The sequence below is a fragment of the Nocardiopsis coralliicola genome (assembly GCF_054779695.1).
Map to the genome: position 1 here is coordinate 42,789 of NZ_BAAGXT010000030.1, position 23,127 is coordinate 65,915.

The 23,127-nt window shown below is 72.5% G+C and carries 19 protein-coding genes and 1 pseudogene; 18 read left to right on the forward strand and 2 right to left on the reverse strand.

What is annotated here, in order from left to right; translation table 11 throughout:
• Positions 1-5 precede the first annotated feature (5 nt).
• The 17 genes from ACYVGT_RS19355 (at position 6) to ACYVGT_RS19435 (ending at position 20,210) form a co-directional block, all read left to right on the forward strand.
• Positions 6-1,352: a geranylgeranyl reductase family protein gene (locus ACYVGT_RS19355; RefSeq protein WP_460860374.1), complete on the forward strand. Its 1,347-nt coding sequence runs from the start codon at positions 6-8 to the stop codon at positions 1,350-1,352.
• Positions 1,353-1,494: 142 nt separating this feature from the next.
• Complete coding sequence (locus ACYVGT_RS19360) at positions 1,495-1,854, forward strand: NADH-quinone oxidoreductase subunit A (protein WP_460860375.1); 360 nt, start codon at positions 1,495-1,497, stop codon at positions 1,852-1,854.
• A 171-nt stretch (positions 1,855-2,025) separates the two neighbouring features.
• A complete protein-coding gene (locus ACYVGT_RS19365; protein WP_460860377.1) occupies positions 2,026-2,592 on the forward strand; it encodes a NuoB/complex I 20 kDa subunit family protein in 567 nt (188 codons plus the stop codon).
• Positions 2,589-3,338: an NADH-quinone oxidoreductase subunit C gene (locus tag ACYVGT_RS19370; RefSeq protein WP_460860379.1), complete on the forward strand. Its 750-nt coding sequence runs from the start codon at positions 2,589-2,591 to the stop codon at positions 3,336-3,338. Before ACYVGT_RS19365 ends, ACYVGT_RS19370 begins: the two co-directional genes overlap by 4 nt.
• A gap of 52 nt (positions 3,339-3,390) precedes the next feature.
• On the forward strand, positions 3,391-4,692 hold the full coding sequence (locus tag ACYVGT_RS19375; protein WP_460860382.1) for an NADH-quinone oxidoreductase subunit D: 1,302 nt from the start codon (positions 3,391-3,393) through the stop codon (positions 4,690-4,692).
• A 46-nt stretch (positions 4,693-4,738) separates the two neighbouring features.
• Positions 4,739-5,476, forward strand: coding sequence for an NADH-quinone oxidoreductase subunit NuoE (gene nuoE, locus ACYVGT_RS19380; RefSeq protein ID WP_460860384.1), 738 nt, complete (start codon positions 4,739-4,741; stop codon positions 5,474-5,476).
• Positions 5,473-6,777, forward strand: a complete 1,305-nt coding sequence (gene nuoF / locus ACYVGT_RS19385; RefSeq protein ID WP_460860386.1) for an NADH-quinone oxidoreductase subunit NuoF — start codon at positions 5,473-5,475, stop codon at positions 6,775-6,777. Before nuoE ends, nuoF begins: the two co-directional genes overlap by 4 nt.
• 213 nt (positions 6,778-6,990) lie before the next feature.
• Positions 6,991-9,528, forward strand: a complete 2,538-nt coding sequence (locus ACYVGT_RS19390; protein ID WP_460860388.1) for an NADH-quinone oxidoreductase subunit G — start codon at positions 6,991-6,993, stop codon at positions 9,526-9,528.
• On the forward strand, positions 9,528-10,937 hold the full coding sequence (gene nuoH, locus ACYVGT_RS19395) for an NADH-quinone oxidoreductase subunit NuoH (protein ID WP_460860390.1): 1,410 nt from the start codon (positions 9,528-9,530) through the stop codon (positions 10,935-10,937). Before ACYVGT_RS19390 ends, nuoH begins: the two co-directional genes overlap by 1 nt.
• The gene (gene nuoI, locus ACYVGT_RS19400; RefSeq protein WP_460860392.1) at positions 10,937-11,476 is read left to right on the forward strand and encodes an NADH-quinone oxidoreductase subunit NuoI; all 540 of its coding nucleotides are present in this window, start codon (positions 10,937-10,939) and stop codon (positions 11,474-11,476) included. The genes nuoH and nuoI overlap by 1 nt, the downstream gene beginning before the upstream one ends.
• Positions 11,473-12,426: an NADH-quinone oxidoreductase subunit J gene (locus ACYVGT_RS19405; protein WP_460860394.1), complete on the forward strand. Its 954-nt coding sequence runs from the start codon at positions 11,473-11,475 to the stop codon at positions 12,424-12,426. Before nuoI ends, ACYVGT_RS19405 begins: the two co-directional genes overlap by 4 nt.
• Positions 12,414-12,713, forward strand: coding sequence for an NADH-quinone oxidoreductase subunit NuoK (nuoK, locus tag ACYVGT_RS19410; RefSeq protein WP_460860397.1), 300 nt, complete (start codon positions 12,414-12,416; stop codon positions 12,711-12,713). Before ACYVGT_RS19405 ends, nuoK begins: the two co-directional genes overlap by 13 nt.
• 8 nt (positions 12,714-12,721) lie before the next feature.
• Positions 12,722-14,668, forward strand: a complete 1,947-nt coding sequence (gene nuoL / locus ACYVGT_RS19415) for an NADH-quinone oxidoreductase subunit L (protein ID WP_460860400.1) — start codon at positions 12,722-12,724, stop codon at positions 14,666-14,668.
• Positions 14,669-16,207 (forward strand): NADH-quinone oxidoreductase subunit M, encoded by a 1,539-nt coding sequence (locus ACYVGT_RS19420; protein ID WP_460860404.1) that lies wholly within the window; start codon positions 14,669-14,671, stop codon positions 16,205-16,207.
• A gap of 68 nt (positions 16,208-16,275) precedes the next feature.
• On the forward strand, positions 16,276-17,874 hold the full coding sequence (gene nuoN / locus ACYVGT_RS19425) for an NADH-quinone oxidoreductase subunit NuoN (protein WP_460860439.1): 1,599 nt from the start codon (positions 16,276-16,278) through the stop codon (positions 17,872-17,874).
• A 225-nt stretch (positions 17,875-18,099) separates the two neighbouring features.
• The gene (locus ACYVGT_RS19430) at positions 18,100-19,104 is read left to right on the forward strand and encodes a polyprenyl synthetase family protein (protein ID WP_460860406.1); all 1,005 of its coding nucleotides are present in this window, start codon (positions 18,100-18,102) and stop codon (positions 19,102-19,104) included.
• 251 nt (positions 19,105-19,355) lie between these two features.
• Positions 19,356-20,210 (forward strand): PRC-barrel domain-containing protein, encoded by an 855-nt coding sequence (locus tag ACYVGT_RS19435; RefSeq protein ID WP_460860409.1) that lies wholly within the window; start codon positions 19,356-19,358, stop codon positions 20,208-20,210.
• Here ACYVGT_RS19435 and rarD read toward each other — a convergent pair.
• A complete protein-coding gene (gene rarD, locus ACYVGT_RS19440; RefSeq protein ID WP_460860411.1) occupies positions 20,186-21,268 on the reverse strand; it encodes an EamA family transporter RarD in 1,083 nt (360 codons plus the stop codon). The genes ACYVGT_RS19435 and rarD overlap by 25 nt on opposite strands.
• Positions 21,269-21,421: 153 nt before the next feature.
• Between rarD and msrA the strand changes: the two genes are divergently transcribed.
• Positions 21,422-22,093: a peptide-methionine (S)-S-oxide reductase MsrA gene (gene msrA, locus ACYVGT_RS19445; RefSeq protein WP_460860413.1), complete on the forward strand. Its 672-nt coding sequence runs from the start codon at positions 21,422-21,424 to the stop codon at positions 22,091-22,093.
• Positions 22,094-22,504: 411 nt separating this feature from the next.
• On the opposite strand, the pseudogene ACYVGT_RS19450 reads toward msrA, so the two are convergent.
• Positions 22,505-23,050, reverse strand: a pseudogene (locus ACYVGT_RS19450) (GAF domain-containing protein); the annotation flags it as partial.
• Between the last annotated feature and the right edge of the window lie 77 nt (positions 23,051-23,127).

The following is a 23,127-nucleotide window of genomic DNA, read 5'->3' on the forward strand; positions in this document are numbered from 1 at the left end:
CACTCGTGAGCGCCACAGCACCGGCCCCGGACAACGATCGGGGCGCCGCAGACCTCCGTGCCGAATCCAACCTCTCCGGACCGGGCCGCGCCGAACTCGAGGCCGACGTCATCATCGTCGGTGCCGGTCCCGCCGGATCCACTGCAGCCTGCCACCTGGCCCGCGCCGGGCTGGACGTGATCGTCCTGGAGAAGACCGCCTTCCCGCGGGAGAAGGTCTGCGGCGACGGGCTGACCCCGCGCGCCGTCAAGCAGCTCGACGCCCTGGGCATCGGCCACGAGGGCGAGGGCTGGATCGAGAACAAGGGCCTGCGCATCATCGGCGGCGGCGTCCGCATCGAACTGCCCTGGCCCGAGCTCGCCGAGTACCCGGGCATCGGCCTGGTGCGCACCCGCTACGACTTCGACCAGATCCTCGCCGAAACGGCGCGCGCCGCCGGTGCCAAGATCCTGGAGCGCACCAACGTGCAGGCACCGCTGCTGGACGAGCGGACCGGCCGGGTGCAGGGCGTCACCGCAAAGAACGCCGACGGCGAGCGGGTCGCCTACCGGGCGCCGCTGGTGATGGCCGCCGACGGCAACTCCTCCCGGCTCTCGGTCGCCCTGGGCATCCGCAAGCGCGACGACCGCCCGATGGGCGTCGCCGTGCGCACCTACTTCACCAGCCCGCGTCACGACGACGACTACCTGGAGTCCTGGCTCGAGCTGTGGGACTCCAGCGGCGGCAAGCCCGTCCTGCTGCCCGGCTACGGGTGGGTGTTCGGTGTCGGCGACGGCACCAGCAACGTCGGCCTCGGCATCCTCAACTCCACCGCGTCCTTCCAGGACGTCGACTACCGGAAGCTCCTCCGCCGCTGGACGGAGTCGATGCCCGGCGAGTGGGGCTTCACCGAGGAGAACCGGACCGGCCCGGTGCGCGGCGCGGCGCTGCCGATGGGCTTCAACCGCACGCCGCACTACTCTCGCGGCCTGATGCTGGTCGGCGACGCGGGCGGCATGGTGAACCCGTTCAACGGCGAGGGCATCGCCTACGCGATGGAGGCCGGCGCGATCGCCGCCGACGTCGCCGTGTCGGCGCTCGCCCGCCCCACCGTGCAGACGCGCGAGCGCGCCCTGCACCGCTATCCCGACATCCTGGCCGACGTCTACGGCGGCTACTACACGCTCGGCCGCTACTTCGTGAAGCTCATCGGCCAGCCCGAGTTCATGAAGTACGCGACGAAGTACGGCCTGCCCCAGCGCACCCTGATGCAGTTCGCGCTGAAGATGCTGGCCAACCTCACCGAGCCGAGCCGCGGCGACGCCATGGACCGCGTGATCAACGGCCTGTCCCGGATGGCGCCGGCGGCGTGACGCGGCCCGGACCGGGGCGCCTCCGCGCGCCCGCCCCCGGGGCGGCGTGCGCAGCCACGGCACCAGGAGCGGGACCGGCAGCGGCGGCGCGCCGTCCGGGACCCGGCGCCCGAACCAACCGATAGCAAGGGAACGACCGACGATGGAGCTGTACACGCCCGTATTCGTGCTCGGCGCGATCGGCGCCGCGTTCGTGGTCCTGTCGATGGTCGTCGGCAGCATCGCCGGACCCAAGCGGTACAACCGGGCCAAACTCCAGGCGTACGAGTGCGGCATCGAGCCGACGCCGCAGCCCGCCGGCGGCGGCCGCTTCACCATCAAGTACTACCTGACGGCGATGCTCTTCATCGTCTTCGACATCGAGATCATCTTCCTCTACCCCTGGGCGGTCCACTTCGACGCGCTCGGGCTGTTCGGGCTGATCGCGATGGTCCTCTTCCTGGTGAACGTGTCGATCGCCTATGCCTACGAGTGGCGCCGAGGGGGCCTGGCATGGGACTGACGCTGCACGCCGCCCCGGCACCCCCGGTGCTCCGCGCAGCAGCCGCGCACCGCGCGGGCACCGCACCGCGGCCGCAGGCGCCGCCGCACCGCACACCTTCCCCGGCGCGGCCGCAGCCGGCCCCCGGGGCGCACGCGCACGGAACGAGGAATCGGAAAGGGGGGTCGCCGCATGGGGATTGAGGAGAAGCTCCCGAGCGGGGTCATGCTCGGCACCGTCGAGCAGGTCGCCGGCCTGGTCCGCAAGAGCTCGATGTGGCCGGCCACGTTCGGACTGGCCTGCTGCGCCATCGAGATGATGTCGGTCGGCGGTCCGCATTACGACCTGGCCAGGTTCGGCATGGAGAAGTTCGGCGCGACGCCCCGCCAGGCCGACCTGATGATCGTGGCCGGGCGGGTCAGCCAGAAGATGGCGCCCGTCCTGCGCCAGATCTACGACCAGATGCCCGAGCCCAAGTGGGTCATCGCCATGGGCGTCTGCGCCTCCAGCGGCGGCATGTTCAACAACTACGCAGTGGTGCAGGGGGTCGACCACGTGGTCCCGGTCGACATGTACCTGCCCGGCTGCCCGCCGCGGCCCGAGATGCTCATCGACGCGATCCTGAAGCTGCACGACAAGGTGCAGCACACCAAGCTCGGCGCGCACCGCACCCGCGAGATCGGCGAGCTGGAGGAGCGGGCGCTGCGCCGGCCGCTGCCGCTGATCGAGACCACCGCCGGCGAAGGGGGCACCCGATGAACCTCGGAGCCCCCGAGGGCGGCGGCGAAGGGGAGGAGAACCTCCCCGAGCGCGCCGGACGCGAGCAGCTGGCCCGCCCCGTCGCCCGCACCGGCATGTTCGGCGCCGGCGGCACCGGCGACACCTCCGGCTACGGCCGGCTGCAGGTGCGCCGCCCCGTGCAGGCCGACGCCGAGCGGCCCTACACCGACCCGGACCAGCCGGCCACGGCCCGGTTCGACGCCGCCGCCGACGCACTCGAAGAGGCCCTGCAGGAGGGGCCGTCCTACGCCGAGGCCGTCGAGCGCGTCGTCATCGACCGCGGCGAGATGACGCTGCACGTCCGCCGCGAGCACCTGCTCGCGCTGGTGCGCACGCTGCGCGACGATCCGGCGCTCCGCTACGAGCTCTGCCTCGGCGTGACCGGAGTGCACTACCCCGAGGACACCGGCCGGGAGCTGCACGCCGTGTACGTGTTCCGGTCGATCACCCACAACACCCGGGTGCGGGTGGAGACGACCTGCCCCGACGGCGACCCGCGGATCCCGTCGATCGTGGCGGTCTACCCCACCGACGACTGGCACGAGCGCGAGGCCTGGGACTTCTACGGCATCGTCTTCGAGGGCCACCCCGCGCTCACCCGCATCGAGATGCCCGACGACTGGCACGGCCACCCCCAGCGCAAGGACTACCCGCTGGGCGGCATCCCGGTCGAGTACCGCGGTGCGACCATTCCGCCGCCGGACGACCGGAGGTCCTACGCATGACCGCGCCAGCCACGGCCCGGAAGGGGCGAGACGTTCGAGAGGGGGGTCCGCTGTGACCGCGCAGGTGACCGAGGACCACATCGACGCCTCGGGGGGCGACTGGGACGAGGTCGTCGCCGCCGCGCAGGCGTCCAGTGCCGAGCGGCTCGTCGTCAACATGGGCCCGCAGCACCCGTCCACGCACGGCGTGCTCCGGCTGATCCTCACCCTCGACGGCGAGACGGTGACCGAGGCCCGCGTCGGCATCGGCTACCTGCACACCGGCATCGAGAAGAACATGGAGTACCGGACGTGGACCCAGGGGACCACGTTCGTGACCCGCATGGACTACCTCACGCCGATCTTCAACGAGACGGCGTACTGCCTGGCAGTGGAGCAGCTGCTCGGCCTCACCGGCGAGGTGCCCGACCGCGCCAGCGTGATCCGGGTGCTCATGATGGAGCTCAACCGGATGTCCTCGCACTTCGTGGCGATGGCGACGTTCGGCATGGAGCTCGGCGCGACCACCATCATGACCAACGGGTTCCGCGAGCGGGAGATGGTGCTCGACATCTTCGAGCTCATCACCGGCCTGCGGATGAACCACGCCTACATCCGGCCGGGCGGCGTCTCCCAGGACCTGCCCTCCGGGGCGGTCGGCAAGCTCAAGGAGCTGCTGAAGGAGATGCCCAAGCGCATCGACACGATGCGCAAGCTCCTCGACGCCAACCCGCTCTACCTGGCGCGCACCCGCGAGGTCGCCCACCTCGGGCTGCCCGGATGCATGGCGCTGGGCATCACCGGCCCGCTGCTGCGCGCCTCCGGCCTCGGCTGGGACCTGCGCAAGGCCCAGCCCTACTGCGGCTATGAGAACTACGAGTTCGACGTGCCGGTCTCCGAGGGCGGCGACGTCTACGCCCGCTACCGGGTCCGCGTCGCCGAGCTCACCGAGTCGCTGCGCATCATCGAGCAGTGCCTCGACCGGCTGGAGCCCGGCCCGGTCATGGTGGACGACCCCAAGGTGGGCTGGCCGGCGAAGCTCGCCCTGGGCTCGGACGGCCTGGGCAACTCGCCCGACCACATCGCGCACATCATGGGCGGCTCCATGGAAGCCCTGATCCACCACTTCAAGATCGTCACCGAGGGCTTCCGGGTGCCCGCCGGGCAGGTCTACGCGGCGGTGGAGAGCGCCAAGGGCGAGCTCGGCTGCCACGCCGTGAGCGACGGCGGCACCCGCCCGTACCGGGTGCACTTCCGCGACCCCTCGTTCACGCACCTCCAGGCGGTCGCGGCCATGTGCGAAGGCGGCACGGTGGCCGACGTCATCGCCGCCGTGGCGAGTATCGACCCCGTGATGGGAGGCGTGGACCGGTGAGGCGAGGAGCCAGCTGCCAGAGCTGCCAGACGAGGGGAGCGCTGTCATGAGCGACGCTGCACAGACCGGCGCGGGCGCCGCGGCCTCCGCGGGCGGCTTCGACGCCGCCACCCGGTCCCGGCTCGAGGTCGAGGCCAAGGAGGTCATCGGCCGCTATCCGCGGGCGCGTTCGGCGCTGCTGCCGCTGCTGCACTTGGTGCAGGCGGAGGAGGGCTACGTCAGCAAGGCCGGCGTCGCCTTCTGCGCCGAGCAGCTCGCGATCACCGAGGCCGAGGTCACCGGGGTCGTCACCTTCTACACGATGTACAAGCGCCGGCCGGTGGGCGACTACCACGTCGGCGTCTGCACCAACACGCTGTGCGCCGTGCTCGGCGGCGACGAGATCTTCGCCGGGCTCAAGGAGCACCTGGACGTCGGCAACGACGAGACCACCGCCGACGGCAAGGTCACCCTGGAGCACGTCGAGTGCAACGCGGCCTGCGACTTCGCGCCGGTCGTGATGGTCAACTGGGAGTTCTTCGACAACCAGACGCCGCAGAGCGCCCGCGAGCTCGTCGACGCGCTGCGCGCCGGCGAGGACGTGGTGCCCACCCGCGGCGCCGGGTCGGTCTGCACCTGGCGCGAGTCCGCGCGGGTACTGGCCGGGTTCGACGACGGCCGCGCCGGCGAGGGCACCCAGGCGGCCGGACCGTCCCTGGAGGGGCTGCGGCTCGCCCGCGCACGCAACTGGACGGCACCGGCGCCCCAGCAGGGCGGCGCTGCCGGCGGGGAGGACGCCCAGTGACCGCGACGACGCTCACCCCGATCCTGTCCGCCGACTGGGACCGCCCCGACCTGCCCACCCTGGACGGCTACCGGGCCACCGGCGGCTACAGCGCGCTGCGCACGGCACTGTCCATGGAGCCCTCGGCAATCGTCGACCTGGTCAAGGGCGCCGGCCTGCGCGGCCGCGGCGGCGCCGGGTTCCCCACCGGCATGAAGTGGGGCTTCCTGCCGGCCGACAACCCCAACCCGCGCTACCTCGTCGTCAACGCCGACGAGTCCGAGCCCGGGACGTGCAAGGACGTCCCGCTGATGCTGGCCAACCCGCACGCCCTGGTCGAGGGCGTCATCATCGCGGCCTACGCCATCAACAGCCACCAGGCGTTCATCTACGTCCGCGGCGAGGTCCTGCACGTGATCCGCCGGATGCGCCGCGCCGTCGAGGAGGCCCGTGAAGCCGGCCTGATCGGCACGGACATCCTCGGCAGCGGCTTCGACCTGGACGTCGTCGTGCACGCCGGCGCCGGCGCCTACATCTGCGGCGAGGAGACGGCGCTGCTCGACTCGCTGGAGGGCTACCGCGGGCAGCCCCGGCTCAAGCCGCCGTTCCCGGCGGTCGCCGGCCTGTACTCCTCGCCCACGGTGGTCAACAACGTCGAATCGATCGCCAGCGTCCCGCCGATCGTCGCCAACGGCGCGGAGTGGTTCACCTCGATGGGCACCGAGAAGTCCGCCGGGTTCGGCTTCTTCTCGCTGTCCGGGCACGTGGCCCGGCCGGGCCAGTACGAGGCGCCGCTCGGCATCACGCTGCGCGAACTCCTCGACATGGCCGGCGGTATCCGCGACGGCCGCCAGCTGAAGTTCTGGACCCCGGGCGGCTCGTCGACGCCGATCTTCACCGACGAGCACCTCGACGTCCCGCTCGACTTCGAGTCGGTGGGCGCCGCGGGCTCCATGCTGGGCACCCGCGCCCTGCAGATCTTCGACGACACGACCTGCGTCGTTCGCGCGGTGGGCCGCTGGATCTCCTTCTACGCCCACGAGTCCTGCGGCAAGTGCACGCCCTGCCGCGAGGGCAACTTCTGGATGGTGCAGGTCCTCGACCGGCTGGAGAGCGGCAGCGGCACCGAAGCCGACGTCGAGAAGCTCCTCGACATCTGCGACAACCTGCTCGGCCGCGCCTTCTGCGCCCTCGGCGACGGTGCGGCCAGCCCGGTCATGTCCTCCGTCAAGCACTTCCGAGACGAATACGTGGCCCACATGGAGAACAAGGGCTGCCCCTTCGACCACAGCAAGTCCACGGTCTGGGGAGGTGCGGCATGACTCTCGACGCCAACGTCAGCCCCTCGGGGGGCGCGGGGGGTCGTCCTCCCGCTCATGGCGGCACTGCGACGGTCTGGGGAGGTGCGGCATGACCTTCTACGCCAACGGCCACCGCTTCGGGGGGCCGGGGGGTCGTCCCCCCGAAGGGACACAGGGCGCGGGGGGTCGTCCTCCCGCTCATGGCGGCACTGCGACGGTCTGGGGAGGTGCGGCATGACGGCCACCACTGACGCCGCTTCGGGCGGCGTGCCCGCCGTTCCGCCGGAGGACCTGGTCACCGTCACCATCGACGGCTTCCAGCTGCAGGTGCCCAAGGGCACGCTGGTGATCCGGGCGGCGGAGCTGCTGGGCATCCAGATCCCGCGGTTCTGCGACCATCCGCTGCTCGACCCGGTCGGCGCCTGCCGCCAGTGCCTGGTGGAGATCCCCGATGCGGGCAACGGCCGGCCGATGCCGAAGCCGCAGGCGTCCTGCACCATCACGGTGATGGAGGGCATGGTCGTCAAGACCCAGCTGACCTCCGCGGTCGCCGAGAAGGCCCAGCGCGGGATCATGGAGTTCCTGCTCATCAACCACCCGCTGGACTGCCCGGTCTGCGACAAGGGCGGCGAGTGCCCGCTGCAGAACCAGGCGATGGCCAACGGGCAAGGCGAGACGCAGTTCGTCGACGTCAAGCGCACCTTCCCCAAGCCGGTGCCGCTGTCGACGGAGGTGCTGCTCGACCGCGAGCGGTGCATCCAGTGCGCCCGCTGCACCCGCTTCTCCAGCCAGATCGCCGGCGACCCGTTCATCGAGCTGCTGGAGCGCGGCGCCAACGAGCAGGTCGGTATCGCCGAGGGCGAGCCGTTCCAGTCCTACTTCTCCGGCAACACGGTGCAGATCTGCCCGGTGGGCGCGCTGACCGGCGCCGCCTACCGGTTCCGGTCGCGCCCGTTCGACCTGGTGTCGACGCCGAGCGCGTGCGAGCACTGCGCGGCCGGCTGCGCCCAGCGCACCGACCACCGGCGCGGCACCGTGATGCGCCGCCTCGCCGGCGACGACCCGCAGGTCAACGAGGAGTGGAACTGCGACAAGGGCCGGTGGGCGTTCACCTACGCGACTCAGCCGGACCGGCTCGACCGGCCGCTGGTGCGCCGGGACGACACCCGCGCCCTCGATTTCGCGTCCTGGCCCGAGGCGGTCGCCGAGGCCGCCCGCGGCCTGTCCGGGGCGCGCCGCACCGCGGTCCTCACCGGCGGCCGGCTCACCCGCGAGGACGCCTACGCCTACGCGAAGTTCGCGCGGCTGGCACTGCGCACCAACGACATCGACCTGCGCGCCCGGGCGCACAGCGCGGAAGAGGCCGAGTTCCTCGCCGCGCGGGTGGCCGGGACCGGGCTCGGCGTCACCTACGGCGACCTGGAGAAGGCGCCCGCGGTGCTGCTCGCCGGCTTCGAGCCGGAGGACGAGTCGCCGATCGTGTTCCTGCGGCTGCGCAAGGCGTCCCGGACCGGACAGCAGCTCTTCTCGGTGGCGCCGTTCGCCAGCAGAGGCCTGCACAAGGCCGGCGGCACGCTAGTCCCCGCAGCCCCCGGCGACGAGGCCCGGGTGCTGGACGGCCTCTCCGGCACCGCGCCGGAGGCCGCCGAAGCGCTGCGCACTGACGGCGCGGTCCTGCTGGCCGGTGAGCGCCTCGCGCAGACGCCGGGCGCGCTCTCCGCGCTCGCCCGGCTCGCCGACCGGACCGGCGCCCGCATCGCCTGGGTGCCGCGCCGCGGCGGCGAGCGCGGCGCGATCGACGCCGGTGCGCTGCCGACGCTGCTGCCGGGCGGACGCCCGGTGGCCGACGCCCGGGCCCGCGCCGAAGCCGCCCGGGCCTGGTCGGTCGCCGACCTGCCGGAGCAGGAGGGCCGCGACACCGCGGCGATCCTGCAGGCCGCGGCCGACGGCGAGCTGGACGCGCTGGTGATCGCCGGCGTGGAGCTGGACGACCTGCCCGACCCGGAGGCGGCCCGCGCCGCACTCGACCGGGTGCCGTTCACGGTGGCGCTCGAACTGCGTGCCTCCGACGCCACCGACCGGGCCGACGTGGTCCTCCCGGTGGCGGCGGTCGCGGAGAAGTCCGGCACCTTCACCGACTGGGAGGGCCGCAACCGCACGTTCGGCGCCGCACTCAAGGTGCCCGGCGCGCTGTCCGACCTGCGGGTGCTCTCCGCCGTCGCCGACGCGATGGACGTGCACCTCGGGCTGCCGGACGCCGCGGCCGCGGCCCGCGAGCTCGACGCGCTCGGCCCGTGGGCCGGCGAGCGGGTACCGGATCCGCTCACCATGCCGCGCCCGGCGGAGCCGGCCCAGGCGGCCGGGGCCGGGGTCCCGGCGCAGTCCGGCTCGGCCGAAGTGCGCCTGGCCACCTGGAAGCAGCTGCTCGGCAGCGGCCGGATGGAGGACGGCGAGCCCTACCTCGCCGGTACCGCCCGGCCCGCACTGGCCCGGGTAGGCCGGGCCACGGCCGCCGCGCTCGGTATCGCCGACGGCGGCCTGGCCGAGGTCTCCGGGCCGGCCGGCTCGGTGCGGCTGCCGGCCGTCGTCACCCCCGGAATGGCCGAGGGCACCGTCTGGCTGCCGACCGCGGCCGCCGACTGCGACGTCCGCCGCGACCTGGGCGCCGCGGCCGGGTCCGCCGTGCGGCTGCGCCCCGCTGCCGCGGGCGGCGCGGACGCCGCCGGCGGTGCAACAGCGAACGACCCTGCGAGTGCTGGGAGCGCCGAGTGATGTCCGTCCCCTGGCCGGAGAGCGGGGCGGCCGTGCCGGTCGCCCTCGCCTCCACCGCCGAACCAGGGCTGGAGGCCTTCGGCGGTGATCCGTGGTGGATCACCCTTATCAAGGCCCTGGTGATCTTCGTCTTCCTGATGGTCTGCGTGCTCATGATGATCATGGCGGACCGGAAGGTGATGGGCCGCATGCAGCAGCGGCACGGCCCGAACCGGTTCGGGCCGTGGGGGCTGCTGCAGTCCCTGGCCGACGGCGTGAAGCTGTCGCTGAAAGAGGACGTGATCCCGCGCAGCGTGGACCGGCTGGTCTACATCGCGGCGCCGATGATCGCGGCGGTGCCCGCGTTCATCGCGTTCTCGATCATCCCGGTGGGGCCCGAGGTGTCGATGTTCGGCGTCACCACCCCGCTCCAGCTCACCGACCTGCCGATCGCGGCGCTGCTGGTGCTCGCCACCGCCGCGGTCGGCGTCTACGGCATCGTGCTCGGCGGCTGGGCCTCCCAGTCGCCCTACGCGCTGCTCGGCGGGCTCCGCGCGTCCGCCCAGGTGATCAGCTACGAGATCGCGATGGGGCTCAGCTTCGTCGCCGTCTTCATGTTCTCCGGGACGCTCACCACCTCGGGCATCGTCGCCGCGCAGGCCGACCTGTGGTTCGCGGTGCTGCTTCTGCCGTCGTTCCTCATCTACCTGGTCACCATGGTCGGCGAGACGAACCGGCTGCCGTTCGACCTCGCCGAGGGCGAGGGCGAGATCGTCGGCGGGTTCATGACCGAGTACGGGTCGATGAAGTTCACCATGTTCTTCCTCGCCGAGTACGTGAACATGGTGACCGTCGCCGCGGTCTCGGTGACGTTCTTCCTCGGCGGCTGGATGGCCCCGCCCCCGATCACCTCGTTCTTCCCCGGCGCCAACGAGGGCTGGTGGCCCGTCCTCTGGTGGCTGCTGAAGTTCATGGCGGTCATGTTCCTGTTCATCTGGACCCGCGGCTCGCTGCCCCGCATCCGCTACGACCAGCTGATGGCGTTCGGCTGGAAGCTGCTCATCCCGATCCAGCTGGTCTGGATCACCGCGGTGGCCGTCGTGAAGCTCATGGTCGACTCCGGCGCGCCCATCGGCGCCGTCGTCGCCGTCTCCGTCGGGTTCGCCGGCGCCTCGATCGCCGCGTTCGCCGCCTACGTCTCGGCGGCGCGCAAGGCGAAGGAGCGGGAGCGGGCCGTCCGCGCCGAGCAGGCCCGCGACGAGCACGACGACCCGGAGTACGGCGGGTTCCCGGTGCCGCCCAAGACCGCCCCGCACTACGGCTCGTCCATGGACGCCGAGGCGCCGCCGCGCCGCGGCGTGCCGGGCACTGCCGCGGTGGTCCGGGGCCCGAGCAGCGGCGGCCGGGCCGACCGCAGCGAGGAGGACTGATGCTGGACTGGCTCAACCCCGTGAAGGGGTTCGGCGTCACCTTCCACACCATGTTCACGAAGGTGCCCACGGTCGAGTACCCGGAGGTGCAGCGCCCCACCGCGCCGCGCTTCCACGGCCGGCACCAGCTGAACCGGTGGCCGGACGGCCTGGAGAAGTGCATCGGGTGCGAGCTGTGCGCCTGGGCCTGCCCGGCCGACGCCATCTACGTGGAGGGCGGCGACAACACCGACGAGGAGCGGTACTCGCCCGGCGAGCGGTACGGCCGCGTGTACCAGATCAACTACCTGCGGTGCATCCTGTGCGGGCTGTGCGTGGAGGCGTGCCCCACCCGCGCGCTCACCATGACCAACGAGTACGAGCTCGCCGACGACTCGCGGGAGAGCCTCATCTACACCAAGGAGCAGCTCCTGGTGGGGCTCCGCGAGGACATGGAGGCGCCGCCGCACCCGATGCGGCTCGGCGACAGCGAGAAGGACTACTACCGCTCCGGCTCCTCCGACGGCGCGCGCCAGCCCGAGGGCGAGGTGGCGCGATGATCACCGGAGCCGAGGCCACGGCGTTCTGGATCCTGGGCGGCGCTGTGCTGCTCGCCGCCGTCGGCGTGGTGTTCTCCCGCAAGGCCGTGCACTCGGCGATGCTGATGGCCGCGGTGATGCTGGGGCTGGCCGTGTTCTACGGCATCAACGAGGCCCCCTTCCTGATGGTCGTGCAGATCGTCGTCTACACCGGTGCGGTCCTCATGCTGTTCCTGTTCGTGCTGATGCTCGTCGGCGTCAGCTCGGCGGACTCCCTGGTGGAGACGATCCGCGGGCAGCGGGTGCTCGCCACCGCCGTCGCGATCTGCTTCCTGCTGGCCCTCGGCTCGGGCGTCACCCGCATGGCGGTGGGCGAGCCGGCCGGGCTAGCCGCCGGAACCGCGCTGGCCGGCGGCAACGTGCCGTGGATCGCCGGCGAGGTCATCTTCCGCTACATCATCGCGTTCGAGGCGACCGGCGCACTGCTGATCACCGCCGTGCTCGGAGCGCTGGTGCTGGCGCACTCGGCCCGCACCAAGCCGCGCCGCACCCAGCGGGACCTCGCGCGCGAGCGGGTGCTCAGCAAGCAGGTCACCCCGCTGCCAGGGCCGGGCACCTACGCCCGGCACAACGCCATCGACATGCCGGCCCTGCTGCCGGACGGCTCGGTCTCGAAGCTGTCGCTCAACCCGGTGCTCGCGGCACGCGACCCCGGGGTGCAGTCGCAGGTGCCCGAGGACTTCCGGCTCCGCACCGTGCCGCACCCCGGCGGTGCGTCGGACTCGGCCTCCTCCAAGGAGGCCGGCGTGCTGGGCACCGGCGCCCCCGCGGACACCGAGGGCGCCGAAGGCGCTGAGGGCGCTGCGGGCGCCGGCGGTGCCCGGGACGGCGGCGCGGACTCCGCGGACTCCGCTGACGGCGGCTCCGGCCGGGCCGACGGAGAGGAGGCCGAGCGCTCGTGGACCCGATGAACTACATCGTGCTCGCCGCGCTGCTGTTCACCATCGGCGCCGTCGGCGTGCTGGTGCGGCGCAACGCGATCATCGTCTTCATGTGCGTCGAGCTGATGCTCAACGCGTGCAACCTCGCGTTCGTCGCGTTCGCGCGGATGCACGGCGACATCGAGGGGCAGGTCATCGCGTTCTTCGTGATGGTCGTCGCCGCAGCCGAGGTCGTCGTGGGGCTCGCGATCATCATGCAGATCTTCCGCACCCGCAGGTCGGCGTCGATCGATGACGCCAACCTGCTCAAGTACTAGGGCGTGTGATGACTGAACGATTCCTCGCCGCCGGAGCGCTGACCCCCGCACCCGCCGACGGCGCGGTGCTGGGCAACGCCTGGATGCTCATCGCCCTGCCGCTGTTCGGGGCCGCTGTGCTGCTCCTCGGCGGCCGCCGCACCGACGGGTGGGGCCACTGGCTCGCCACCGCGCTGCCCATCGGCAGCTTCGTCTGGGCCGTGCTGGCGCTGTTCCAGCTGCTCGCCCTGGAGCCGGACGCGCGCAGCGTGTCCGTGCCCGTCTACACCTGGTTCCAGTCGGGCTCCCTGGAAGTCGGGGCGAACCTGCTGCTGGACCCGCTGTCCATCAGCTTCGTCCTGCTGATCACCGGCGTCGGATCGCTGATCCACGTCTACTCGGTGGGCTACATGGCGCACGACGAGCGCCGGCGCCGCTTCTTCGCCTATCTCAACCTGTTCGTCGCGGCGATGCTGGTGCTCGTCCTCGCCGACAACTTCGCGCTGCTCTTCCTCGGCTGGGAGGGCGTGGGCCTCGCCTCCTACCTCCTCATCGGGTTCTGGCAGCACAAGCCGTCGGCCGCGGTCGCCGCCAAGAAGGCGTTCCTGGTCAACCGGGTCGGCGACCTCGGCCTGCTGATCGCGATCATGCTGCTGTTCAGCACGTTCGGCACGCTCGCCTTCACCGAGGTGCTGCCGCGCACCGGCGAGGCCAGCCAGGCGGTGCTCACCGCGACCGGCCTGCTGCTGCTCCTCGGCGCCTGCGGCAAGTCGGCGCAGCTGCCGCTGCAGTCCTGGCTGCTGGACGCCATGGAGGGCCCGACCCCGGTCTCCGCGCTCATCCACGCGGCGACCATGGTCACCGCCGGCGTCTACCTCATCGTGCGGGCCGGCCCGATCTTCGAGGCGGCCCCGGTCGCGCAGACCACGGTGGCCGTCGTCGGCGCCGCGACGCTGCTCGCCGGCGCCGTCATCGGATGCGCCAAGGACGACATCAAGAAGGCGCTCGCCGGCTCCACCATGAGCCAGATCGGCTACATGACGCTGGCCGCCGGGCTCGGCCCGGCCGGGTACGCAGTCGCGATCGCGCACCTGGTGACGCACGGCTTCTTCAAGGCCGGGCTGTTCCTCGGCGCCGGCTCGGTCATGCACGGCATGGCCGAGGAGGTCGACATGCGCCGCTACGGCGCGCTGCGCAAGGCCATGCCGGTCACCTTCGCCACCTTCGGCCTGGGCTACCTCGCCATCATCGGCTTCCCGCTGATGTCGGGCTGGTGGACCAAGGAGGGCATCATCGAGGCGGCGTTCGCCTCCGGCGGGACCGCCGGGCAGCTGCTCGGCACCGCCGCGCTGGTCGGTGCCGGGCTCACCGCCTTCTACATGACCCGCGTCATGCTCATGACGTTCTTCGGGGAGAAGCGGTGGGCGGAGGGCGTGCACCCGCACGAGTCGCCGAAGTCGATGACCGGGCCCATGGTGCTGCTCGCCATCGGCTCGGTGTTCCTCGGCGCGGCGCTCGTCTACGGCTACCGCTTCGCGCACTTCCTGGAGCCGGCCGTCGGCGCGCCGCCGGAGCACCACGCCTTCGACCTGGCCACCTTCTTCACCAAGCCGCCGGCGCTGGCCGCGCTGGCCCTGATGGTCGGCGGCGCCGCCGTCGCCTGGGCGATGTACGGCCGCCGCCCGGTGCCGGTCACCGCGCCCACCGGCGGCTTCATCACGGTGGCCGCGCGCAACGAGCTCTACGGCAACCAGATCAACGAGGGCCTGTTCATGCGCCCCGGCCAGGTGCTCACCCAGGCGCTCGCGGCCATCGACACCCACGTCGTCAACGGCGCGGTCTACGGCCTGGCCGACTCGGTGCGGGGCAGCTCCCAGGGGCTGCGCCGGGTGCAGACCGGCTTCGCCCGCACCTACGCGCTGACCATGCTGTTCGGCGCCGCCATCGTCGTCGCAACGCTGGCTGTGAGGATTTAGATGACCGAGATCCCCTGGCTCACCCTGGCCATCGCGCTCCCCGCGATCGGCGCACTGGCCGTGGCGCTCACGCCGGTGGAGCGCGCGGACGCCGCGAAGCGGGCGGCGTTCGCCGTGTCGATCGCGGTCCTCGCGATCATCGGCGTCGTGGCGCTGCGCTTCGACACCCTCGCCACGGGGCTGCAGTTCGAAGAGGTCCACGCGTGGATCCCGCGGTTCGGCGTGCACTACGCCGTGGGCGTGGACGGCATCGCGCTCGCCCTGATCGCCATGGCGGCGCTGCTGGTGCCGCTGGTGATGCTCGCCGCCTGGCGGGAGAACGACGACCTGCCGGACCGGGGCAAGGGCTACTTCGCCCTCATCCTGGTGCTGGAGGCGATGATCGTCGGCGTCTTCGCCGCGACCGACGTGTTCCTCTTCTACGTCTTCTTCGAAGCGATGCTGATCCCGGTCTACTGCATGATCGGGCGGTACGGGCGCGGGCCCGAGCGGCGCCGCGCGGCGACCACCTTCCTGCTGTACAGCCTGGCCGGCGGCCTGCTCATGCTGGTCGCCGTCATCGGCGTCTACGTCTACGGCGGCACGTTCCTGTGGAGCGAGCTCACCGCGACGGGCGCGCTGGACAACATCGACACCGGGGTCGCCCGCTGGCTCTTCCTCGGCTTCTTCATCGCGTTCGCGATCAAGGCGCCGATGTGGCCGCTGCACACCTGGCTGCCCGCGGCGGCCGGCTCGTCGCGGCCCGGGACGGCAGTCCTGCTCGTCGGTGTGCTGGACAAGGTCGGTACCTACGGGATGCTCCGCTACTGCCTGGAGCTGTTCCCGTCGGCGGCGACCTGGTTCGTGTGGCCGGCGGTGGCGCTCAGCCTCGTCTCCATCATCTACGGCGCCCTCCTCGCGATCGCCCAGACCGACATGCTGAAGCTGATCGCGTTCACCTCGGTGTCCCACTTCGGCTTCATCACGCTGGGCATCTTCGCGATGACCACCCAGGGCCAGTCCGGCGCCGCGCTGTACATGGTCAACCACGGCTTCGCCACCGGCGCCCTGTTCCTGGTGGTGGGCTTCCTCATCACCCGCCAGGGCTCCTCGGCGATCGCCGACTACCAGGGGGTGCAGAAGGCGGCGCCGGTCCTCGCCGGCTCCTTCCTGGTGGCGGGCCTGGCCGGCCTGGCGCTGCCCGGCCTGGCGCCGTTCGTCAGCGAGTTCCTGGTCCTGGTCGGCACCTACCTGTTCAACCCGGTGGCGGCCGTCATCGCGGTGGTCGGCGTCGTCTTGGCGGCGCTGTACATCCTCTGGCTGTACCAGCGCACGATGACCGGCCCGCTGCCGGAGAAACTGGCCGGCCTGCCCGACCTGTCCCGGCGCGAGGTGTGGGCGATCGGCCCGCTCCTCGCCGTGATCGTGCTGTTCGGCGTCTACCCGCAGCCGCTGCTCAACGCCGTTGAGCCGTCCGTGGACCGCACCATGGAGGCGGTCGGCGCCACCGACCCGGCGCCCACCGCGGGCGAGGGCGGCCTGGAAGGAGCCTCCGAATGAGCATCTCCAGTCCCTTCGGCGCCGCAGCGGCGGACGCCGCGAGCGCGGCGTCCGAGCTGGCTGCCCCGGTGGTGACCGAGGGGCCGCCGTCGATCGACTACTGGCTGCTCGCCCCGATGCTGGTGGTCTTCGGCGCGGCCGTGCTCGGCGTGCTGGCCGAGGCGTTCGCGCCGCGGCAGCGCTGCCGGGCGGTGCAGCTCGTGCTGGCCCTCGGCGGCATCCTGCTCGCGTTCGCGCTCACCGTCGCCCAGATCCCGTCCGTGCCCGAAGAGGGCGCCGTGCTGGCGCGCGGTGCGATTGCGGTCAACGAGGTGACGCTGTTCGTCTCCGGCACCGTGCTGGTGCTGGCGTTCGTCAGCCTGCTGCTGATCGCCGACCGCAGGGACGGCGAGGACGCGTTCGCGCCGCAGGCCGCCGCGGTGCCCGGCAGCGACGAGGAGCGCGAGCACGCGCTCGCCGGGTCCGAGCACACCGAGGTCTACCCGCTGGTGCTGTTCGCCGTGCTGGGCATGCTGCTGTTCCCGGCGGCCGACGACTTCCTCACCCTGTTCATCGCGCTCGAGGTGATGAGCCTCCCGCTGTACCTGCTGTGCGGCATCGCCCGCCGGCGGCGCCTGTTCTCCCAGGAGGCGGCGCTCAAGTACTTCCTGCTGGGCGCCTTCTCCTCGGCGTTCTTCCTGTTCGGCATCGCGCTGGTGTACGGCTACGCCGGCTCGGTGCGCTACGCGGACGTGAACGCCGCGGCGGCCGCCGGCGGCGGGCCGCTGTTCGCCGGCGGCGGCGGTGAGCCGCTGCTGCTGGCGGGGATCGGGATGGTCGCGGTCGGCCTGCTGTTCAAGGTCGGGGCCGTGCCCTTCCACAACTGGAAGCCCGACGTCTACCAGGGCGCACCGACGCCGATCACCGCGCTCATGGCGTCCTGCACGCTGGTCGCGGCGTTCGGCGCGCTGCTGCGGGTGTTCTTCACCGCGTTCGGCGCCTCGGTCGAGGCGTGGCAGCCGATGCTGTGGGTCGTCGCGATCCTCACCATGGTCATCGCGGCGGTCGTGGCCGTCACCCAGCGCGACATCAAGCGGCTGCTCGCCTACTCCTCGGTGGTGCACGCCGGGTTCGTGCTCACCGCGGTCGTCGCCGCCAGCGACGACGGCCTCGGCGGCGCGCTGTTCTACCTCGCCGCCTACGGGTTCACCACGATCGGCGCGTTCGCGGTGGTCACGCTGGTCCGCACGCACATGCACGGGCCCGAGGCCGGCGACCTGTCCGCATGGGCGGGGCTCGGCCGCACCTCCCCGCTGCTCGCCGGATCGCTCGCGCTCTTCCTGCTCGCCTTCGCGGGCATCCCGCTCACCAGCGGGTTCATCGGCAAGTTCGCCGTGTTCGAGGCGGCGGTCGCGGCCGGCGCCACCCCGCTGGTGGTGGTCGGCGTGCTCAGCAGTGCGGTGACCGCGTTCTTCTACGTCCGCATCATCGTGCTGATGTTCTTCGCCGACCCCGCAGAGGGGGGCGGTCCGCAGGTGGCCAAGGCCGGGGCGCTGACCGGGTCGGTGATCGGGCTCGGCGTCGCCGCCACCCTGGTGCTCGGCGTGTACCCGACCCCGGTGCTGGACGGGCTGCTGCCCTCCGGCGCCGAGGACGCCGTGGCCTCTGCCGGGGATGCATCCAGGTAGCGGTACCTTTTGGGGAGTGGACTACAGGCGTGCGAGGGGTGCACGCCGGCCGTGCTCCGGCCGGCGTGCACCCCTGCGCCGCGTGGCGGGCCGGCCCCGCTGCGTGGCCTTGGTCGATACAACCGGGTCCGATAACTTGGGCATTCGGTCGATGTTCATCCCGAAAGCGCGCGAGACGCCCGCCCCCGGGCGAATCGCGCGCCCGTCGATGTGTGGAGCATTCAGGTGAGCGGTGCTGTCCCGAGCGGTTTCCTCGCTCTGCCGAGTGTCGACGCGGCGCTCGCCCGGGAAGTCCAGACGGAGCTGGACCGGGTGGAGGAGCTGCTGCACGACACCGTGGCGGCGAGCGATCCGCTGCTGGCCGAGGCGGCGGCGCACCTGCTGTCCGCCGGCGGAAAGCGGTTCCGCGCGACGCTGGTGCTGCTCGCGGCCCGGTTCGGCGACCCCACCGCGCCGGAGCTCATCCCGGCCGCCGCCGTGGTCGAGCTCACCCACGTCGCCACCCTCTACCACGACGACGTGATGGACGAGGCGGAGCTGCGCCGCGGCGAGGCCAGCGCCAACCAGCGCTGGGGCAACAGCGTCGCCATCCTCACCGGCGACTTCGTGTTCGCGCGCGCGTCGGAGCTGCTCGCCGACCTGGGCGCTGACGCGGTCCGCCTGCAGGCACGCACCTTCGGCCGGCTCGTGCAGGGCCAGATCCTGGAGACCTCCGGCCCCGCCGAGGGCACCGACCCGCTCGCGCACTACATGCAGGTCGTCGCCGACAAGACGGCGTCGCTCATCGCCTCCTCGGCCGAGTTCGGCGCCATGTTCAGCAAGGCCTCTCCGGAGGTGACCGGCTCGCTCTACCGGGCCTGCGACGCGCTGGGCACCGCCTTCCAGCTCTCCGACGACATCCTCGACGTCGCCAGCGAGTCCACCGACTCCGGCAAGGTGCCCGGCACCGACCTGCGCGAGGGCGTGCTGACGCTGCCGATGTTCTACGCCCAGCGCAGCACCGACCCGGGCGACGCCCGGCTGCGGTCGCTGCTCGGCCGCCCGCTCGGCGACGGCGAGGCCGACGAGGCCCTGGCGCTGCTCCGCCCGCACCCGGCGATGGCCCAGGCCCGCGCTGAGCTCCGGGCGTGGGCGGACCGCGGCCGCACCGAACTCGCCGACCTCGCCAAGGGCCCCGCGCGCGACGCCCTCGAAGCGCTCTGCGACTACGTCGTGGAGCGCACCGGCTGACCTTCGCGGCCCGTCCGCGCTCCCGGCCGCCCGGCCGTCGGGAGCCTTCTTTCTGCCCTGTCCCATCTGATTGACCGTGTCCGGATATCGGCCGGTCGTGCCGCGCGAATTCCGTAATGGATTCGCTACTCTCCGAAGTCAATCCCGGGATTTTCGTTACTCAGCGGGTAATCCGGTGGGTACGCGACCGGGATCGCCGAGTGAGGGACAGCCGCGCAGCGGCGGGCGATCAAGGGGGGAGAGGAATCACCGTGGATGACGAGACGGGCGCCCAAGACCTGGTCGGACTCCGGCTACTCGATCGGAACGGGGCGAGCGTGGGCCGGGTCGGCCAGGTGTTCTTCGACGACCAGACGGATGCGCCGACATGGCTGACAGTCCGCACCGGGCTGTTCAGCGGGCGGGAGAACTTCGTCCCGCTGCGCGGGGTGCGGCGGATCTCCGAAGGCGTCCAAGTGCCCTACGGCCAGTCGACGATCCGGACGGCGCCGCGCTTCCCCATCGACCAGCACATCTCGGTGGAGCAGGAAGACGCCATCTACCAGCACTACGGCATCGTGCCCGAGGCGGCCGGGGCCCCGGCCGCGGAGCCGGAGGGCGACGAGTCCGGCGTCTGGCCGCGGGTCGAGACGCCGTCCGGCGCGGCCGCCGCCCACGGCACGTCCGCGCTGTCCAGCGTGCGCACGCTGGAGGTGGCGCACAGCCCGGACGGGCCGAGCGGCCAGGGGGGTGCTGCGGACTCCGCGGCGCGGTCGGCCGGCGACGGCGGCAGGGAGGAGTTCGCGGCCGGCACCGGGGCAGCGGAATCGGTGCGGCTGCAGGAGGCCGCGCTGCAGGACGAAGACGTTCCGGGCGGCGGCGTGCGGGGAGTCGACTGGGGGGCGACCGAACCGCGCGCCCCCGAGCAGCCGGGCCCGGAATCCGGCGGGGCACGGGCGGCGCAGCGGACGGGGCCGCAGATCGCCGAGCCGCGGAGTGCGGGCGCCGCGGAGCAGCAGGCGGCGGGGGAGCCGGCCGGACCGGGCGAGGAGCCGCAGGAGCGGCCGCGCGGGCGGCACCGCAAGGACGCCGCAGAGTCCCGCTACTCGGTGGACCAGTTCGGCTGACCGGGCTCGCGCGGTGCGGCCGGGGCGCGCTCCGGGCGCACCGCGGCAGGCTCGCCGGGGCCGCTGGCCGGGGACGGATCCGGGGCGCCGGCGCCGGGTGCGCCGGCCGCTGCGGAGGGATCGGCTGCGGCGGTCCCGCCGGCCTCTTCGGCGATCTGGCGGGCCTGGTCGTCCACCGCCGCCGGGCGCCGCGCGTGGCGGACCATGTCGGCCACGAACACCACGAGCGCCACCCACACCACGCCGAACCCGATCCACCGGGTGAGCGACATCTCCTCGTTGAAGACGAACAGCGCGAAGAGGAACTGCATCACCGGGACGATGAACTGCAGCAGCCCGATGAGGCTGAGCGGGATGCGCCGGTTGGCGATCCCGAAGCAGAGCAGCGGCATGGCCGTGACCAGGCCCGATCCGATGAGCAGCAGCAGGTGCCCGGTGCCGCCGGTGACGAACGTCCCGGCGCCGGTGGCCTCCAGGTAGGCGATGTAGCCGGCCGCGGGCAGGAGCATCAGCAGGGTCTCGACGGTGAGCCCCTCCAGGCCGTCCACCGCGGTGAAGCGCTTGATCAGCCCGTAGGTGGCGAACGAGAGCGCCATGCCGATGGAGAACCACGGAACGCCGCCGTAGCCCACCGTCAGCACCGCGACGGCGATGGCGCCCAGCGCCACCGCGGCCCACTGCGCCGCGCGCAGCCGCTCGGCGAAGACCAGCACCCCCAGCACCACGCTGACCAGGGGGTTGATGAAGTACCCCAGGGCGGCCTGGGACGTGTTGCCGGAGTTGACGGCGAGGATGAAGAGGCCCCAGTTGGCCGAGATGACAAGGGCGGCCACCCCGAGGATGAGCAGCGTCCGCGGAGAGCGCAGCGCGGCGGCCAGCTGCCGCCAGCGGCGCGCCACCGCGATGATCGCGAGCACCGCGAGCAGCGACCAGACCATCCGGTGGGCGAGGATCTCCAGCGCCCCCGACGACGCCAGCAGCGGCCAGTAGAGGGTGGAGAACCCCCACATCACGTACGCGCTCGCGCCGAACAGCACGCCCTTGTTCAGTTCCGACACGCCTGCACACTACGGGAGACATCCCATGACCGGTAGTGAATCCTGCTAAGGCCCCGGTTGAGGGGAAGTGAACCCGCGGATCAGATCGCCGGTGCAGGTCGGCGCCGTGCAGCGGCCCGGGAGCGCCGCGCGGCGAGCGGATACCCTGGAGGCATGTTCACGTTCGGGCGAAAGACCACGATGATCACGCCGGAAGAGGCGCTGCCGGGGCGGGACACGCCGGTGCCGGTCCCCGAGCGCCACGAGGTCCTCGGCACGCCGCTGGCACCGCCGTATCCGGGCGGCCTGGAGACCGCCGAGTTCGGCATGGGCTGCTTCTGGGGCGTGGAGCGCACGTTCTGGCAGCTCGGCGCCGAGCGCGGGATCTACACCACCGCCGTGGGCTACCAGGGCGGCTACACACCGAACCCGACCTACGAAGAGGTCTGCACCGGCCGGACCGGCCACACCGAAGCGGTCCGTGTCGTGTTCGACCCCGACCGCATCTCCTACGCCGACCTGCTCAAGGTCTTCTGGGAGGGCCACGACCCCACGCAGGGGTTCCGCCAGGGCAACGACGTGGGCACCCAGTACCGGTCGATGGTCCTCTACCACTCCGACGCCCAGCGCGCCGCCGCCGAAGCCACCCGGGACGCCTTCCAGCCGGTCCTGTCCCGCTCCGGCTTCGGCCCGATCACCACCGAGATCGTCCCCGCCGGCCCCTTCTACTTCGCCGAGGACTACCACCAGCAGTACCTGTCCGACGCCAAGAACCCCAACGGCTACTGCGGCGTCGGCGGTACCGGCGCCTCCTGCCCGATCGGCGTCGCCCGCACCGACGACTGACCCGAGGCCGTCCGCGGGCTGCCGCTGAGCGTCCGGCCCTGCGGCGGGCGGCTGCCTGCAGCCGCCGGCCGGCGGGAGCAGCCGGCCTCCGGCGCGCCGCGCGTCACGGAGCCGGGTGCTCGCCGCGGGCCCGGCCTGCGGCGGGCACCGCCCCGCGGTGGGAACCGCCGGCTCCCGGACTCTCGCTCTGCTCCGGTACATGTTCCGGCGCAGGCCAGCGCCGCGCCCCCGGGTCGCGCCGCACCGGTGCTGCGGGCGGAGGCCGGGCGTCCCGGGGCGGAGCGCGCGGCGGTGCCAGCTCCCCGGTCGCGGCGAGCGTGTCGGCGATATGGCGGAGCTTGACGTTGCTCTGCTGGGACCCGCGACGAGCCGGTCGAACGCCTCGTCGCGGGTGATCCGGTGCCGCTCCATGAGGATGCCGAGGGCCTGTCCGATGACGTCGCGGTACTCCAGGCCCCGCCACAGGTGTGCTTCGGTCCGGTGCGCGGCGAGGACGACGGACGCCTGCTCGGCGAGTAGCAGGGCCGCGGCCTCCGCGTCCGGAGTGAACGCGTTCGGGGCCGCGGCGTAGAGGCTGAGCGACCCCAGGGCCCCGTCGCGGGTGTACAGCGGGAGGAACAGCGCCGAGCGGACGCCGAGCTGCTGCCCGCGGGCAGCGAAAGCCGGCCAGCGCGCTTCGCCGCACAGGTCGCCGCTGCGCAGCGGCGCCCCGGTTGCGGAGGCCGCCTCGAGGGTCGGGCCTTCGCCGGCCGACAGCTGGAACCCGTCGAGGCGGGCCGCCGGCTCAGCGGTCCAGGCTGCGGTGGTGAAGCTGCGCCGGCGCCCGCCCAGGGTGAGCGCGGCCTCGGTGCCGGGGGCCAGGGCGCCGGCGCTCTGCACGATGCGGCGCCCCAGGCCGTCCTCGGTCCGCTCCGCGTGCAGTGCCCGGACCGAATCCGCTGGTGTCTCTGGGTCCATCCATTCACCCTCGGCGCGGACACACCATTTCTTCAACCCCTGTACTTCTCCGTAATATTCGGCATGTTCGCGAATTC

What these genes read in the sequence shown, in the direction of transcription:
- ACYVGT_RS19365 (WP_460860377.1), top strand. Translation starts at nt 2,026, where the DNA reads ATGGGGATTGAGGAGAAGCTCCCGAGCGGGGTCATGCTCGGCACCGTC.
- nuoL (WP_460860400.1), top strand. Translation starts at nt 12,722, where the DNA reads ATGACTGAACGATTCCTCGCCGCCGGAGCGCTGACCCCCGCACCCGCC.
- nuoH (WP_460860390.1), top strand. Translation starts at nt 9,528, where the DNA reads ATGTCCGTCCCCTGGCCGGAGAGCGGGGCGGCCGTGCCGGTCGCCCTC.
- ACYVGT_RS19390 (WP_460860388.1), top strand. Translation starts at nt 6,991, where the DNA reads ATGACGGCCACCACTGACGCCGCTTCGGGCGGCGTGCCCGCCGTTCCG.
- msrA (WP_460860413.1), top strand. Translation starts at nt 21,422, where the DNA reads ATGTTCACGTTCGGGCGAAAGACCACGATGATCACGCCGGAAGAGGCG.
- nuoE (WP_460860384.1), top strand. Translation starts at nt 4,739, where the DNA reads ATGAGCGACGCTGCACAGACCGGCGCGGGCGCCGCGGCCTCCGCGGGC.
- nuoI (WP_460860392.1), top strand. Translation starts at nt 10,937, where the DNA reads ATGCTGGACTGGCTCAACCCCGTGAAGGGGTTCGGCGTCACCTTCCAC.
- ACYVGT_RS19360 (WP_460860375.1), top strand. Translation starts at nt 1,495, where the DNA reads ATGGAGCTGTACACGCCCGTATTCGTGCTCGGCGCGATCGGCGCCGCG.
- ACYVGT_RS19405 (WP_460860394.1), top strand. Translation starts at nt 11,473, where the DNA reads ATGATCACCGGAGCCGAGGCCACGGCGTTCTGGATCCTGGGCGGCGCT.
- ACYVGT_RS19420 (WP_460860404.1), top strand. Translation starts at nt 14,669, where the DNA reads ATGACCGAGATCCCCTGGCTCACCCTGGCCATCGCGCTCCCCGCGATC.
- ACYVGT_RS19370 (WP_460860379.1), top strand. Translation starts at nt 2,589, where the DNA reads ATGAACCTCGGAGCCCCCGAGGGCGGCGGCGAAGGGGAGGAGAACCTC.